The organism is Yinghuangia sp. YIM S10712, assembly GCF_051388935.1.
Taxonomy (GTDB): domain Bacteria; phylum Actinomycetota; class Actinomycetes; order Streptomycetales; family Streptomycetaceae; genus Yinghuangia.
On sequence record NZ_JBPKBI010000003.1, the window covers coordinates 483,244 to 497,793 of the forward strand.

Genomic DNA, 14,550 nt, shown 5'->3' on the forward strand with positions numbered 1-14,550 from the left:
ACGTCGTGTTGGTCTCGCGTTCGTGGGGGAAGTCGGACGGCCGAGGGTGGGGCGGAACAGGTCGTCAGACTTTTACTGCGGCCTCGGGGGCGGGCTGTGGCGGCGACGTTGTCCCGTTTGGTCGGCGGCCGGGCAGCCACCAGTTGGCCTTGCCGCACAGTTCCATCACCGCGGGGACGAGGATCATGCGGACCACTGTGGCGTCGATGAGCACGGCGACGGCCATTCCGAGGCCCATCTGCTTGACCGAGACGTCCGGGCCGAGCAGAGGGGTGAGGAAGACCGCGATCATGATGGCCGCCGCGGCGGTGATGACCTTGGCTGTGCGGGCGAGCCCGCGCGCTACGGCGGTTCGGGTGTCCTGGGTGCGGTCGTACTCCTCGCGGATCCGTGAGACCAGGAAGACCTCGTAGTCCATGGACAGGCCGAACAACAGCGGGAACATCATCATCGGCACCCAGGTCGTGATGGGCATGTCGGTGGGGAAGCCGAGGGCCGAGCCGAACCAGCCCCACTGCACGACGGCGACCAGGACGCCGTAGGAGGCGCCGATCGACAGCAGATTCATCACGGCGGCCTGCACCGCGATGGTCACCGAGCGGACCAGGGCGATCATGAGAACCAGGGACAGCCCGATCACGATCGCGATCATCCAGGGCAGCCGTGAGCTCGTCTCCTCGGCGAGGTCGATCGCTCCGGCGTTCGGGCCGCCGACGTACACCTGGTTGCCGCCGGAGGCGCGGGGGAGAACGTCGTCGCGGAGTTCGTGCACCAGGCCTGCGGTCGCCTGCTCCTGGAACCCCGTGGTGGGGAAGGCCATGAAGACGGCGGCCCGTGCATCGCCGGCGATTCGGGGCTCGGTGACGTGGGCGATGCCCGCGGTCTTGCCGACGGCCTCGACGAGAGGCCGTACATCGGCGTTCGGGGACTCAAGGCGGGTGGCGAACACCAAAGGTGCGCCGTAGCCGGGGCCGAAGCCCTCGGAGACGATCGCGTGCGAGGTGTAGCTGCTGCGGTCGTGCGGCTGGACGCCGGCGTCGGGCAGGCTCAGGCGCATGGACAGGGCCGGGGCGGCGAGCACCAGCAGTCCCGCGCCGGCCACGATCGCGGCGGTCAGCGGTTTGCGCTGCACCACCCCCGCCCAGCGCGCCGCGAGGGCACGGGACTCGCGAGACGAATCACCGGCGGTATCCTGCGGCCGGGACGTCCGACGGGGCAAGCGCAACGAGTCGATCTTGTGTCCGGAGAAGCCCAGGAACGCGGGCAGCAGGGTCAGGGCGGCGATCATCGTCACCAGCACGGTCACCGAGGCGCCGATGGCCACGCCGGTCATCAGCCGCTGTCCCATCGCGATCAGGCCCAGCAACGCGATGAGGACTGTGGTGCCGGCGAACAGCACTGCGCGACCTGCGGTCGTGATGGCTTTGACGGTGGCGTTCTCGGGATCGTCGCCGTCGCGCAGGTTGTCCTTGTAACGGGTCACGATGAACAGCGCGTAGTCGATGCCGACGCCGAGTCCGATGAACGCGGCGACCTGGACGGTGAAGTCCGGCGAGGGGACGATGTGTCCCATCAGCTTGGTCAAGGCCACGCCGCCGATGAACGCCATCAGTCCGGTGGCGATCGGCAGGCCCGTCGCGACCAGCGACCCGAACGCGATGAACAGGATCACCGCCGCCGCGGCGACACCGACGCTCTCGGTCGGGCCCTGCGGCGGGGTCTCGGCCTTCTCCGCCTGCTTTCCGCCCAGACCCATCGTCACGCCGTCGCCGGACGCGTCCTTGACCGTGTCCACCAGGTGTTTGACCGCGGACTTTTCCGCGTCCTTGTCGGTCAGCGGAATGGTCATCCGGGCGATGCGGCGGTCTTCCGTCACCTGCTGCGTGTTCTGGTACGGCGAGGTCACCGGCCCCGTGAGGGGTGAGGCGTCCAACTCGGCGACGACCCTCACGATCTTCTGTCGGGCGGTCGGGTCGTCGATTCCGTGGTCGGCCTTGATCGCGAGCGTCAGGGTGTCCCCCTGCTGCTCGGGGAAGTGCTTCTCGATCAGCTTCTGCGCCTTGGCGGATCCCGAATCGCCACCGGAGAAGTCGTTGTCCGCCGCCGCTCCGTGACCGAACCCGGCGAAAGCGATCGCGATGACAGCGGCGACCCAGGTCACCAGGACCAGACGGCGGCGGCGGAAACAGAACCGGGCCAATCCGGCCAGGGCTCCGTCGGTCCGGGCGGTATCCGCAGCCGTCACCATGTCCGCGCGCCTGTGTCCGTGGTCTGTCCGGCGTCGTTCGGCCCGGGAGTCCCGGTCGGCGCCGCCTGACGGGAACGGATGAGGGCCCGGCTGCCGAGAAGCGTCCCGGTCAGCCCGAGAACTGCGGCCACAACCGCTCCCGCTCGCCCGTTTCCGGTGCCGACGCCTCCGGAGGAGGTGGCCAGGTGCAGCCCGGCGAGAGCCACCCCGACCAGTCCCAGAACCGTGGCGGCGAGGAACCCGTTGCGCCCGGTGCCGGCCCCGCGGCGGGCCCGGACACGGCCGGTGGCACGGGCCCGCGAAAGCACGGCGAGGACCACGCTCATCAGCCCGGGAAGCGCGGCCAGGATGGCTCCGGCCCGCTCGTTGCCGGTGCCGAGATCACCGGCCAACAGCAGGGTTGTCGCTGACGTCATGTCGCTGCCTCTTCACTGCGTCTCGTTCGGTCGTTCGGACCTGCCGATCGTCTCCGCGGGTCGCCGTGCCGGTCGTCCCGCAGCCGGACCCACTTCGCGATGCCGCCCGCGCGGTAGCCGGATACCGCGGGTGCGGTAGGTCCCGCCTGCGTACCGCAGACGTGGCAGCCGGCGGCTCGTTCGCGGGCAGGACCCGGGCACCGGCGTCCGGCGGCTAACGTGCGCCCATGGATGCGCGACACGCCGGCCTTCCGGCCGGTGTCAGGGACTGGGCGATCGCTGGCGGCGTTGCCGCGACGCTGTCGGTCACCGGTTTGTCCGTGGACCACCCCGGCACATGGCTGGAGTCGCTCCTCGGCTATGCGCTCCTGCTGGTCAGCGGCTTGGCGCTGGTCGCGCGGCGCCGGGCCCCGGTTCCCGTGCTCGCCGTCACCGGGCTGTGCGCGGCGGGGTATCAGGCCACGGGTTTCGACGTGCCGGCGGTCGCTTTCTTGTTCGCGGTGTACGCCGCCACTCGCGAGGGCCACCGCGTCGTCACGATTGCGGCGTCGCTCGCCATGTTGGCTGCTCTTCCCCTCGCGGCCCTGGTCTCGCTCCACGACCTGGGCGAGGCGCTCGCACGGGCGCGGGGCGCACTCGAAATCGCGTGGCTGGTCGCGGCCGGCTCGGCCGGGGAGGCGCTGCGTCAGGCCGAGCGGCGGGCGGACGAGGCCGAGCGTACGCGCGAGGAAACCGCGCGGCGGCGCGCCGACGAGGAACGGCTCCGTATCGCAAGGGAGTTGCACGATTCGCTGACCCACCAGATCTCGGTGGTCAAGGTGCAGGCCGAGGTCGCCGTCCATGTGGCCCGCAAACGCGGTGAAGAGGTACCGCAGGCGCTTCTGGCGATCCAGGAGGCCGGCCGGCAGGCGACCCGGGAGCTGCGGGCGACCTTGGAGGCGCTGCGCGACGACGACACCGCTCCCCCGAGCGGGCTCGACCAGGTCCCGGAGTTGGTCGAACAGGCCCGCGCCCTCGGCCTGGACGCGACGCTGACCGTGGAGGGACAGGATCGGAACGTGCCGGCGGCGGTGGGCCGGACGGTGTATCGGATCGTCCAGGAAGCGCTCACCAACGTCGCTCGGCACTCCGACGCCGTCATGGCGTCCGTCCGCATCGACCACCGCCCCGGCGCCGTTTCGGTACGCATCGACGACGACGGCAAGGCGGAGCCGACCACCGCCCCGACGCCCGGCGTCGGCCTTCTGGGGATGCGCGAACGCGTCACCGCCCTCGGCGGCCGGCTGCGCGCCGCACCGCGCAGCGAGGGCGGCTTCACCGTCCAGGCCGAACTTCCCGTGGAGCAGACCTCGTGATCCGTGTCCTGCTGGTCGACGACCAGCCGCTCATCCGCAGCGGGTTCCGCGCGCTGCTCGACATCGAAGACGACATCGAGGTGGTCGCGGAGGCAGGCGACGGCGCCGAAGGCCTCGCACTCATCCGCCGGCACCTGCCCGACGTCGCCCTCATCGACGTCCAAATGCCCGTCGTCGACGGAATCGAGGCCACGCGCCGCATCGCGGAAGACCCCGACCTGAGCGGGGTGCACGTCGTCATCCTGACCAACTACGGATTCGACGAATACGTGCTGGACGCGCTGCGCGCCGGTGCCGGGGGCTTCCTCGTCAAAGACATCCGCCCCGAAGACTTCCTCCACGCCGTCCGCGTCGCCGCCCGCGGTGACGCACTGCTTGCGCCCTCCATCACCCGCAAGCTGATCCACCGCTACATCACGCAACCACCCCCCACCGACGCCGCCGTCCTCGACAGGCTCACCAACCGCGAGTGCGAAGCGGTCGCCCTGGTCGCCCAAGGGCTGTCCAACGACGAAATCGCCGACCGCCTGGTCATCAGCCCCCACACCGCAAAAACCCATATCAATCGGGCCATGACCAAGCTGCACGTCCGCGACCGCGCCCAACTGGTGGTGCTCGCCTACGAATCCGGCCTGGTCACCGCCGGAAACCGTTGAGAACGACTGTGCGCGTGCGGGCCGGCGACCCGACCGCGCTGCGACGGCCGACCCGAGCCGATTGTGGTGCGGTCAGTGCGCGGCGGATCGTGCGAGGGCCAGCAACTCCGGCAGCGTGCCGGTGAATTCGGGGAACAGGTGCAGGGCGACCGTCCAGGCTGACGGGTCGTCGCCGAGGTGTTCGTCGACCAGTGCCCGGGCTTCGGCGCACGGTTCGGTCCAGCTCCGTGGGCGTCCTTTGTAGCGTCGGTCGAAGGAGACGAGGGACAGGTAGCGGGCCGGCTGCGGGGCGTCCGCCAACAGGTCGGCCGGGGTCAGGCCGCGGCGGAGCAGTGTCTCGCGCCAACTGGTGGGCGGCAGTTCGCCGTTGCGGAGTACGTAGCGGAGTGTGGCGCGGGCGAATTCGCGGGTGCAGTCGTGGCGGTTGACCAGGGCGGCGACCGCCTCCTTGGTGAGCCGGTCGGCGTCCGCGGCGGCGGTCAGCACGTCCCACGGCGGATCCATGCCCTCGCTGGTCAGCTTGTTCAGGCGTTCGTACGCGTTTCCGGTCTTCTTGCCGAGCCGTGCCACGAACTCGTCGGGGTCGTCTTCGGCGCGGAGCCAGGCGCGCAGCGTGTCGAGGCCGTCCGGCTCGTCGAGGACCTTGCGGACGCGCTTCGTGGTGGTCGCGGGCAGGCGGCCGAGGTCGAGGATCTCGCGTACGGCGTCCGGCCCGTGGCGTTCCCACACCGCGAGCAGCAGCCGCAGCCGCCCGCCCTCGGTGCCCAGGCGCAGGCGGCCGGCGATGATCCGCGCCACGCCCAGGTCACCCGAGGACAGGCCTGCGGTGACCTTGTGGCGGTAGTGGCCGAGGTTGGCCTCACGGAGGGCGTCCAGCACGGGTTCCGGGACCGGGCCGCGCGAGCCGTCGGTGCGGACGCCGGCCAGGATGCGCACCCGGTCGGCGGTGGTGAGCGGCGCGTGCGCGCACAGCGCCCCATCGGCGGCCGGGTCGTTGCGCGCCATGATCCACTCGATCTGGTCGCGGTCGAGCACTTCGTTCGCGGCGTAGGCGGCGAGCGCGGCTGACCCGTGGGCGGCCACGAGTGCGTCGCGCGCCTCGGCGCTCAGCCAGGAACTGGACAGCAACTGCTGCACGGTGCGCATGTCCAGGTGCGGGGCGAGCGCGACGGTGACCTCGACCGGGACCGCACGCAGGAGCCGGCGCAGCGTCGCGCGGTGGTTCTCCGGCGGCGTGGCGGGAAACACCGCGCCGAGCGGGCGCGGGAAGCGGGTGACGCGCTTGCCCTTGCCGGAGGCCACGTCGGCGACGAGTCCGGCCACGGTGCCGTCGTGACGTGAAAGCCGCGAGTAGAACGTCAGCCAGTTTTCCGGGTCCGCGCCCAGCGGTTCGCACACGGCGGCGACGGCGTCGCCGACGGTCGTGTCCTCCTCGTACGGCAGCGCGCCCAGGATGCGGCCGGCGGGGCGTGCCTCGGTCAGCAGGCGTTCCAGCGGCAGCCAGCCTTCGCGGACGCCGCGGCTGAAGAGTTTGCGGTAGAGCTGGTCGTCGTCGACCAGCTTGGGGTGCTCGATCGCGTCGAACGGAAAACGCGCGGCCCAGTCGACGACCATGGTCCGGGCCTGGTCGAGCGCGAGGTTGAGGATGTCATCGGGGCAGTCGGGCCAACGGGTGAGCCGGACAAGCGCCCTCCGGAAGGGGCGGCGCCGGTGTTCGAGGCGGACGAGATCCCAATCGAGAGGCGGGAGTTCGGCGTCGCGGTCGACCGGCTTGACGTCCTGGCGCACGAGCGCGAGAGCACGCACCGCGGCGGCGTCCGTCCACTCTGCGGCGGGGCGGAGGTCGGCGAGGTGAGCGGACGGCGACCCGCTGTCCGCGGCGGCGGTCAGCGCGGCGGCGAGGCCTTCGTGTCCGAGGTCCTGCCCGGCCAGTTCGCGCAGCGCGTCGGCGCCGCACCGGTCGGCGACGGCGACGCAGAGGTCGATGGCGACCGCGTACGGCATGTACTTGCAGTTGTCGACGGCGACTTCGACAAGCGTCTCGGGGAACGGCCAGCTCGCGGCGGCCAGGGGATCCACCCGGGCGGCGGCGCGGAGTTTGCGGGTCAGCCCGGTGTCGGTGTGCCATGCGGGATCGCCGGGGTCGGTGACGTGGGCGAGCACTTCGCGCGTCGCCGGGTGGTCGACACCGCGGCGGCCGACGATGTGCGCGGCGGCGACCGGGTCTCCTACCCGGGCCGCGCGTATGAACAGGTCGTCCTCGTACGCGCCGCCTTCGGCGAAGTAGCCGACCGGGTCGAAGCCGCCGTCGGCGAGGACCTTCCCGACGACGTGGGCGGGAAGGCCGCTGTACTCGGCGAGAAGCTGCTCGATCTGCGGCCGGAAACGCTCGACGATCGCGGCCCGGACGTCGGGGCCTGCGAGCCGCAGCGCGGTCACGAGTTCATGCACGGGGACATCCTCGGCGTTCGCGGATTCGGGACGAGGTGTCTCGGCCGCGTACGCCGCCGAGCGCTCGTCGAGCCGCCCGCACCCGCGCGGCCCGCTGCGCGAACCCGCCGCGTGGCAGCGGGCCGACGGGTCCTGATCCTGGCACAGCACCACGACACGATGCCGAGCCAGGCACCGCCGCGACAGGTGCTGCCGCAGCAGGCACCGCACCGCGCGGGCACGGAGATTCCCGACGGCACGGACATCGCCGATCCGCCGATTTCCCCGCAGGTTCGGCGATCTCGACGCCGCGGTGCTCCGGCGGTGGGACGAGGCCGGAGGCTAGTGCGGTGGCCCGGACGGTGTGGTGGACCGCTGGAGTTCGAGAGGGAGCGTTGTGAGTCGGGGGGCGGCGCCGGGGATCACTCGGCGGGTGAGATCGCAGGCGGGGACGGCCAGCGGGAGGCGGGGGTGGCGCGCAAGCAGTTCGGCGAGGCCGACTTCGCACACGCGGCGGGCGAGGGACGCGCCGAGGCAGTAGTGGATGCCGTGTCCGAAGCCCAGGTGGCCGTCGGACTTGTCGGCGGTGCAGCGGGTGATGTCCAGGCCGTCCGGGTCTGGGTGGCGGCGTGGGTCGCGGTTCGCGGAGACGAGGATGAACTGGACGGCGTCGCCTTTGCCGATGCGGGTGCCGTGGAAGTCGATGTCCTCGGCGGCGAAGCGCATGCGCACCATGATGTCCGGGCCGCACCAGCGCACGAACTCCTCGACGGCGTCGGGGAGGAGGGCCGGGTCGTCGGTGAGCCGCCGCAATTGTGCGGGGTGTGCGTGCAGGGCGGCGATGCTGTTGGCGACGAGTTGGGCGGTGTTGTCGTAGCCCGCCATGACGATGTTGAGGACCATCGCGACCTGCTCGACGTCGCTGAGCCGGAAGCGCTCGTCGGCCGCACGGGCGAGTGTGGTGAGCAGGTCGTCGGCGGGCGCGGCTCGGCGCTCGTCGAGGAGTTCGTGGACGGTGTCGATGACCGCGGGGGACGAAGCGGCCAGCAACTCCGGGTCCATCGACAGGATGTCGTCGCCCCAGCGCACGAAAGGCGCCCGGTGGGAGGCGGGGACGCCGACGAGCTCGCAGACGACGGTGATGGCCAGCGGGTAGGCGAACTCCTCGATCAGGTCGACGGTGCCGTCTTGCTGCTTGGCCGGCAGCGCGTCGAGCAACTCCGCGGCGACCTGCCGGATGCGCGGACGCAGTGCCTGCATGCGGTGGTGGGTGAACGCGCCCTGGACGGCGCCGCGCAGCCGCGTGTGGTCGGGCGGGTCCGTGTCGAGCGCGGACACCATGAAGTACTTCAGGACCTCGTCGGGCAGGCCGAGCATGTCCAGCAGCGGCTTGCGGGGATCTTCGCCCGTGTGACCGGGGACGGCGGCGGGGCTGCTGGCGAACCGCGGGTCGCGCAGCCCGGCCCGGACGTCGTCGTAGCGGGTGATCACCCACACGGGCCGGTCGTCGGTCAGCCACGCGCGGACCACCGGGCCCTGCTCGCGCATCCGGCCGTATCCGCCCGCGGGGTCGGCGAGCAGGTCCGGGTCGAGAAGGCGGATCCCGGACGCGTGTTCGGGGGTGCCGCGCCGCGCGGGGGCAGAGGGTGCTGTGACGTCCACGACTGTCTCCTGACCGCGTTGCCGGTGTCCGCCGGTTGGGGGAACGGACACGGCCAATGTGTCGCAGACAAGGTCTCTCTGTACCAAAGGCGGCGGAATTCCACGCGGATGAGGGATACCGGGTGCCGTGCCGGACTCCGGCCTGACGGAAACGGCTACGGTCGCAGGTGGGCGGCGCGGGATTCGAGGTGGCGTTGTTCGGCTTTGCTCGCGGTGGCCTTCGCGGCGCGGCGGTAGTGCTCGTACGCCGCAGCGGTGTCGCCGGTCTTCTCCAGGAGATACGCGCGTACGGACAGCAGTCTGTGGTGGCCGGCCATGCGCTCGTCGCCGTCGAGAGTGGACAGCAGGGCGAGCCCGGCCGACGGGCCCTCGGTTTCGGCCAGGGCGATCGCTCGGTTGAGGGTGACCATCGGGTTCGGTGCGATGCGTTCCAGGATCAGGTAAAGGCCGTGCACCTGCGGCCAGTTGGTTTCCTCGGCCGTGGCCGCGTCAGCGTGGGTGGCGGCGATGGCGGCTTGGAGCTGGTACGGGCCCAGCGACGGTCCGGCCAGCGACGTCTTGACGAGCTCCATGCCCTCGTCGATCAGCCCGCGGTCCCACTTGGCCCGGTCCTGCTCGTCCAGGGGCACCAGGTCGCCGGCGGCTGTGGTGCGCGTGTCCCGGCGGGCGTGGGTCAGCAGCATCAGCGCCAGCAGCCCGGTCACCTCCGGGTCCTGCGGCAGTTGTGCGTGGACCATCCTGGTCAGCCGGATCGCCTCACGCGCGAGATCGACGCGGTGCAGTTCGCTGCCGGACGAGGCGGTGTAGCCCTCGTTGAAGATCAGGTAGAGCACGTGGAGGACGACGCGCAGCCGCTCCTCCCGCTCCGGGCCGTCCGGCATGGTGAACGAGCTGCCGGCGGCTTTGATGCGCTGTTTGGCCCGGCTGATCCTGGCCGCCATCGTGGCCTCCGGGACCAGGAACGCACGGGCGATCTCGGCGGTGGTCAGGCCGCCGACCGCCCGCAGCGTCAACGCGGTCTGGGATGCCGGGGTCAGCGCCGCGTGGCAGCACAGGAACAGCAGGACGAGCGTGTCGTCGGTGTCCGGAACGTCCTCGGGCACGACCTCGGCGGCGGTGGCGAGCTCCCGTTCGCGGCGCGCGTGGTCGCTGCGCACCTGGTCGATGAACCGCCGGGACGCGACCGTCACCAGCCAGCCGCGCGGGTTGGCCGGCACCCCCTCGGCCGGCCACTGCACGGTGGCCGCGAGGACGGCCTCCTGGACGGCGTCCTCGCAGCCCTCGAACTGGCCGTGTCGGCGCACGAGCGCACCGAGGACCTGCGGCGTGAGCTCACGCAGCAGGCTCGCGCGCCGACTCGGCGGCGTTGGACACCACCGTCCACTCCTCGGGCGCGATCACCGAGAAGGTGAACGACGCCTTCAGGTCCGGCTGTTCGAAGTTGGCGTAGAGCCGGCGGGCGTCGGCCGGCTCGAAGTGGGTGTACGTGTAGACGCTGCCGTCCGCAGGGTCCTCNGGCGAACATCACCTGCCGCACCTCGATGCCCAGGCCCTCGATCGCGGCGTCCGGGATCCGTGCGGCCAGCTCGATCGCCCGCTCCTTGTTCTCGCAGTCGATCAGGTAGAAGCCGCCCAGGTACTCCTTGGACTCCGCGAAGGGACCGTCGGTCACCACGGTCCGGCCCTCGCGTACGGACACCACGGCGGCCTGTGACGGGTCGACCAGCGCCTGCGTGGTGAGCAACTCGCCGGACTCCTTCAGTGCCGCGATGAACCTGCCGTGGCCCTCGCCGATCGCCGCCCTCTCATCGTCGGTCAGCGCGTCCAGGACCGCGGGGTTGATGTGCATGCTGATCAGGAACTGCATGTCGTACTCCTCGTGCTCCTCGTGATTCCCCCGCCTCGTCCGGCGCGGGTCGTGAGGTGGTCGGAGCCGCCGCCGCGGTCTTGACATCCCCCGGTCGGCGATTCGCATGCGTTTTTTCGCCACCGGGTCCGCGTCCGATCTCGCGGCCGTGTCAAGAAGCCGTCGGCCGCTCCGACCAACGGCGACACGTCGAGAGAACGGGAGCAGGCGGATATGAGGGTCGACCGTGCATGGCTGGGATTGGCCGTACTGATGATGCCGACGCTGTTGGTCGCGATGGACATGACGGCGTTGCTCCTCGCGCTTCCCGAACTGAGCGCCGACCTCGGCGCCGGCAACGCCGAGCAGTTGTGGATCAGTGACAGCTACGGGTTCGTGGTCGCCGGGCTGGTCATCACCATGGGCACGCTCGGTGACCGGATCGGGCGCAGACGGCTGCTGATGATCGGCGCGGCGGCGTTCGCGGTGCTGTCGGTGGCGGCTGCGTTCGCCGACGACCCGCTGACGCTGATCATCGCCCGTGCGCTCCTGGGCGCGGCCGGCGCCACCATGGCGCCGTCGACACTGGCCCTGATCACGAACATGTTCCGCGACGACCGCCGACGCGGGCAGGCGATCGCCATCTGGGCGACGTGCCAGTTCACGGGTGGTGCGCTCGGGCCCGTGCTCGCCGGGTTCCTGCTCCAGCATTTCTGGTGGGGGTCGGTGTTCCTGATCGCGGTGCCGGCCATGGCGCTGCTGCTGGTCGCCGGGCCGGTCCTGCTGCCGGAGTTCCGGAGCGACCGGGCAGGGCGGCCCGACCCGGCCAGTGTCGGCCTGTCACTCGTCGCGGTGCTGCCGATGATCTACGGCATCAAGCAACTGACCTTGGACGACGCCTCGTTCGTACCCGCAGCGGCTCTCGTCGTGGGTGCGGCGTTCGGAGGGGTGTTCGTACGCCGGCAACTACGGCTGGAGACGCCGCTGCTGGACCTGCGGCTGCTGCACAATCGCCCGTTCGCGGCCGTCCTCGTCGCGCTGGTCTTCGCGGGCATCGCGATGGCCGGCGTCGGCCTGGTCGTCACCCAGTACCTGCAAAGTGTGCTGGGCCACTCACCGTCCGTGTCGGCGATGCTCTTCGCACCCATGGGCCTGGGCGTGGCGTTCGGCACGATGGCCGCGCCGGCGCTGGCCCGGCGAATGCGGCCGACGACCGCGATCGCCGCGGGGCTGGGGGTCTCGGCGCTGGGCGGCCTGCTGCTGGCCGGTGTCGGCGGTTCGCACGCGTTGCCGATGGTGATGACCGGCATCACCGTGCTGGCCCTGGGCACCGGCCCGCTGTTCGCGCTGGGCACCGGGCTGGTCGTCGGATCGGTGCCGCCGGAGCGCGCCGGTTCGGCGGCGTCGATGTCCGAGACCGGCAACTACTTCGGCGGATCGCTCGGCTTCGCGCTGATCGGTGTCGTCGCCGCGGTCGTCTACCGCGACCGAATGCACGGCACATCCGATTCGCTCGCCGACGCGGTCGCCACCAGCCGCGATCTGCCCGCCGGTCAGGGCGCCGAACTCCTCCACGACGCGCGCGAGGCGTTCACCACCACCCTGCACGTGACCGGCGTCGTCGCAGCGATCATCTTCGCCGGACTCGCCGCGCTGATCCTGGCCATGCGCCTGGCCGCACGGAAGAGCCCGGCCGTACAGCCCGACTACGAGGCGACCCTCTCGTAGTCCCCGGGCGGGCCGACGGCCCGGGCAGACGTCGGCCCGGGCCGTGCCGACGGTCCGGGCCGACGGGGGGATCAGAAGATGCCCGCGCCGGGCGTCATGATGTTGTAGGGGTCGAACTGGCGCTTCCAGGAGGCGAACTGGGAGTAGACCGGGCCGTAGTGGGTCTGCCAGTCGGCCTTGCCGAACGGGATGGCGTCCTCCACGTAGCGGGTGCCCCCGAGGTCGACGACACGCTGCCACCAGGCGCGGTTGCGCTCCAGCATGCGGGAGGCGAAGTCGGCGGCCGGGGCAGGGCCGTCCGAGGTGGTGAGGATGCCGCAGAGCCAGCTCCACTCCCCCGCGGTCGGCGAAGGCGCCCGGTAGAGCGGGAAGTCGTCGGTGAAGGCCGCGCTGCGGGTCGGGCTGAAGACGACGAACGTCGTCGGACTGACGTCCTCGGCGGTCAGGGCCGGGAAGACGGACTCCGCGAACTCCAGAACGCGGTTGTCGGGAATCAGCGTGTTGAACCACGGCTTGACCAGAGAGTCCCAACTCGCGTTCGCCCGCCAGGCGTTCACCTGGGCGTCGACGAGGAAGACGTAGTCGAGGTAGCCCATGTCGACGTACTGCGCCTGCCGGGTGGTCGTGGAGCAGCCGCTCGTGAGGGTTTCCGTCGACGGGACGGTGGCCGGGTCGTTGTGGAAGACGACGCTCAGCAGGCCGAGGGGAAGGGGAGTCGGCGTCCCGGGCATGTTCGCGCTGGCCACGAAGTCGAACCCGCCGGGGCGACCGCTGCGGGACGCCAGGATCCTGAGGTCGTTCACGCAGGTCGCGACGTCGGTGTACGGCGCCGAGCGGTACACGCGGGCGAACCGCGGCGCGGGGATCAGGTCGACGGTCGCACGGGTGATGACGCCGCACTGTCCCTGCCCGGCCAGCATCGCCTTGAAAAGGCCGCTGTTCCGTGTGGGCGAGCATTCGACCAGGTCACCGGCTCCGGTGACCACTTGGAGTTTCTGTACGGCGGCGGCCTGGGGGCCCCTGAGGTTGCTGGTCGCCGCGTCCAGCCCGCCGATCGAGAGCGTGCCGGCGACGCCGAGCTGGGTGTAGCCGGTGATGGACGGCGGTGTCAGGCCGTGCTCGAAGGCCGCCGCGATCAGGTCGTACCACGTGACACCGGCGTCAACTTCCGCGCCGGTCGGCGATATCGAGTGAATCGTGTTCAGCGACTTGCCGTTGATGATCAGCCCGCCGGTGGTCAGCGTCTGACCGAAGACGCTGTTGCGGCCCGTGTTGGTGGCGACGGGTATGCGGTTCGCGGCGCAGTAGCAGATCATCGCCCGGACGTCGCTCGCGGATCCCGGGAAGAGGATCGCCTGGGGAACGCGCCTGGTCATGTTGCCGGCGTCCGTCGAGTTCGCGGCGCGTGTGGCGTCGTCCATCACCAGCGTCCCGTCCAGACGTGGGATCCGCCGGAACGACGTGTCGGACGTGCTGGTCGCCGCCTCGGCGGTCGTCACCCAGCTTCCCGTCGCCACGTTGTAGCCGACAACGGCCGTGCCCGCGACCGCCGCAGTCAGGAACCGGCGCCGGGAAACCCCACGTCCGATCGAACCGTCCATGTGAACTCCGATGTTCATGTCGTGTCTGAGACGAGACCGCACGAAGGATCATCACGCCTGCCGGGCAGGGGAGTTGCCGATTAACGAACGCGCAGTCGCCAAGGAGCGCACCGCGGGTCCGCGACGGTGAGTCTCGGCGCTCGTCGATCGGCGTGTTACCGAACTCCTATGGACGAAACGGAAGTTGCGTACACCCGGGGACCGAAAGGAAGTCGTGCCCTGCTGTGCGAAGGCCTCACGACCGCCCGTCGTGCTGTCGCGACTTTCGCCGCGAACGGCGCGGGGCGGAACGGGGCCGTGCGCGAATCGATCACGACGCGTGCGCGAATCGAGGCGTCGGCGGCCCCGAAGCTGCGATGGTCGGGCGTGCCCCCATTTCGGGCGCGGGGGTTCCGGCGTCCCGCACGTCTCCCCGTCCGACACGGGCTTGGCGGACCGCGGACGCACGATCGCCCGCGGCCCGCACGTCGTCCCCTCGAAGATCGGGAAAACTCGACTTGCTGCCCGATTCCCCCGGCCCCGCCGATGGGCGCGACCGCGCCCCTGGCCCCATCGGCGAGGCGACGGCGCCGCGACGTCAGGACCCGCCCACCCGTGGGTCCCGGCGT

At 71.1% G+C, this 14,550-nt stretch carries 9 protein-coding genes and 1 pseudogene; 3 read left to right on the plus strand and 7 right to left on the minus strand.

Going from position 1 to position 14,550, the window contains the following annotated elements:
* Positions 1-64: 64 nt before the first annotated feature.
* Both ACRX5W_RS11585 and ACRX5W_RS11590 read right to left on the minus strand, forming a co-directional pair.
* Entirely contained in the window at positions 65-2,248 is a 2,184-nt protein-coding gene (locus ACRX5W_RS11585) for an MMPL family transporter (protein WP_436787940.1), read from the minus strand.
* On the minus strand, positions 2,242-2,664 hold the full coding sequence (locus ACRX5W_RS11590) for a DUF6223 family protein (protein WP_436787941.1): 423 nt from the start codon (positions 2,662-2,664) through the stop codon (positions 2,242-2,244). The genes ACRX5W_RS11585 and ACRX5W_RS11590 overlap by 7 nt, the downstream gene beginning before the upstream one ends.
* A 227-nt stretch (positions 2,665-2,891) precedes the next feature.
* Between ACRX5W_RS11590 and ACRX5W_RS11595 the strand changes: the two genes are divergently transcribed.
* The gene (locus ACRX5W_RS11595) at positions 2,892-4,019 is read left to right on the plus strand and encodes a sensor histidine kinase (RefSeq protein WP_436787942.1); all 1,128 of its coding nucleotides are present in this window, start codon (positions 2,892-2,894) and stop codon (positions 4,017-4,019) included.
* A complete protein-coding gene (locus ACRX5W_RS11600; RefSeq protein WP_436787943.1) occupies positions 4,016-4,675 on the plus strand; it encodes a response regulator in 660 nt (219 codons plus the stop codon). Before ACRX5W_RS11595 ends, ACRX5W_RS11600 begins: the two co-directional genes overlap by 4 nt.
* Positions 4,676-4,747: 72 nt before the next feature.
* On the opposite strand, the gene ACRX5W_RS11605 is transcribed toward ACRX5W_RS11600, so the two are convergent.
* The 4 genes and pseudogenes from ACRX5W_RS11605 to ACRX5W_RS11620 all read right to left on the minus strand — a co-directional run.
* Positions 4,748-7,276 (minus strand): hypothetical protein, encoded by a 2,529-nt coding sequence (locus ACRX5W_RS11605; protein WP_436787944.1) that lies wholly within the window; start codon positions 7,274-7,276, stop codon positions 4,748-4,750.
* Between the two features lie 171 nt (positions 7,277-7,447).
* Positions 7,448-8,767 carry a cytochrome P450 family protein gene (locus ACRX5W_RS11610; protein ID WP_436787945.1) on the minus strand — a complete coding sequence of 440 codons (1,320 nt, stop codon included), beginning with the start codon at positions 8,765-8,767 and terminating at the stop codon, positions 7,448-7,450.
* 155 nt (positions 8,768-8,922) lie between these two features.
* Positions 8,923-10,071, minus strand: coding sequence for an RNA polymerase sigma factor (locus tag ACRX5W_RS11615; protein ID WP_436787946.1), 1,149 nt, complete (start codon positions 10,069-10,071; stop codon positions 8,923-8,925).
* 233 nt (positions 10,072-10,304) lie between these two features.
* Positions 10,305-10,742, minus strand: a pseudogene (locus tag ACRX5W_RS11620) (YciI family protein); the annotation flags it as partial.
* Between the two features lie 105 nt (positions 10,743-10,847).
* Here ACRX5W_RS11620 and ACRX5W_RS11625 point away from each other — a divergent pair.
* Positions 10,848-12,341, plus strand: a complete 1,494-nt coding sequence (locus tag ACRX5W_RS11625) for an MFS transporter (RefSeq protein WP_436787947.1) — start codon at positions 10,848-10,850, stop codon at positions 12,339-12,341.
* A gap of 71 nt (positions 12,342-12,412) precedes the next feature.
* On the opposite strand, the gene ACRX5W_RS11630 is transcribed toward ACRX5W_RS11625, so the two are convergent.
* Positions 12,413-13,942 carry an FAD-binding protein gene (locus ACRX5W_RS11630; protein WP_436787948.1) on the minus strand — a complete coding sequence of 510 codons (1,530 nt, stop codon included), beginning with the start codon at positions 13,940-13,942 and terminating at the stop codon, positions 12,413-12,415.
* Between the last annotated feature and the right edge of the window lie 608 nt (positions 13,943-14,550).

What these genes read in the sequence shown, in the direction of transcription:
- ACRX5W_RS11585 (WP_436787940.1), bottom strand. Translation starts at nt 2,248, where the DNA reads ATGGTGACGGCTGCGGATACCGCCCGGACCGACGGAGCCCTGGCCGGA.
- ACRX5W_RS11590 (WP_436787941.1), bottom strand. Translation starts at nt 2,664, where the DNA reads ATGACGTCAGCGACAACCCTGCTGTTGGCCGGTGATCTCGGCACCGGC.
- ACRX5W_RS11595 (WP_436787942.1), top strand. Translation starts at nt 2,892, where the DNA reads ATGGATGCGCGACACGCCGGCCTTCCGGCCGGTGTCAGGGACTGGGCG.
- ACRX5W_RS11625 (WP_436787947.1), top strand. Translation starts at nt 10,848, where the DNA reads ATGAGGGTCGACCGTGCATGGCTGGGATTGGCCGTACTGATGATGCCG.
- ACRX5W_RS11630 (WP_436787948.1), bottom strand. Translation starts at nt 13,942, where the DNA reads ATGGACGGTTCGATCGGACGTGGGGTTTCCCGGCGCCGGTTCCTGACT.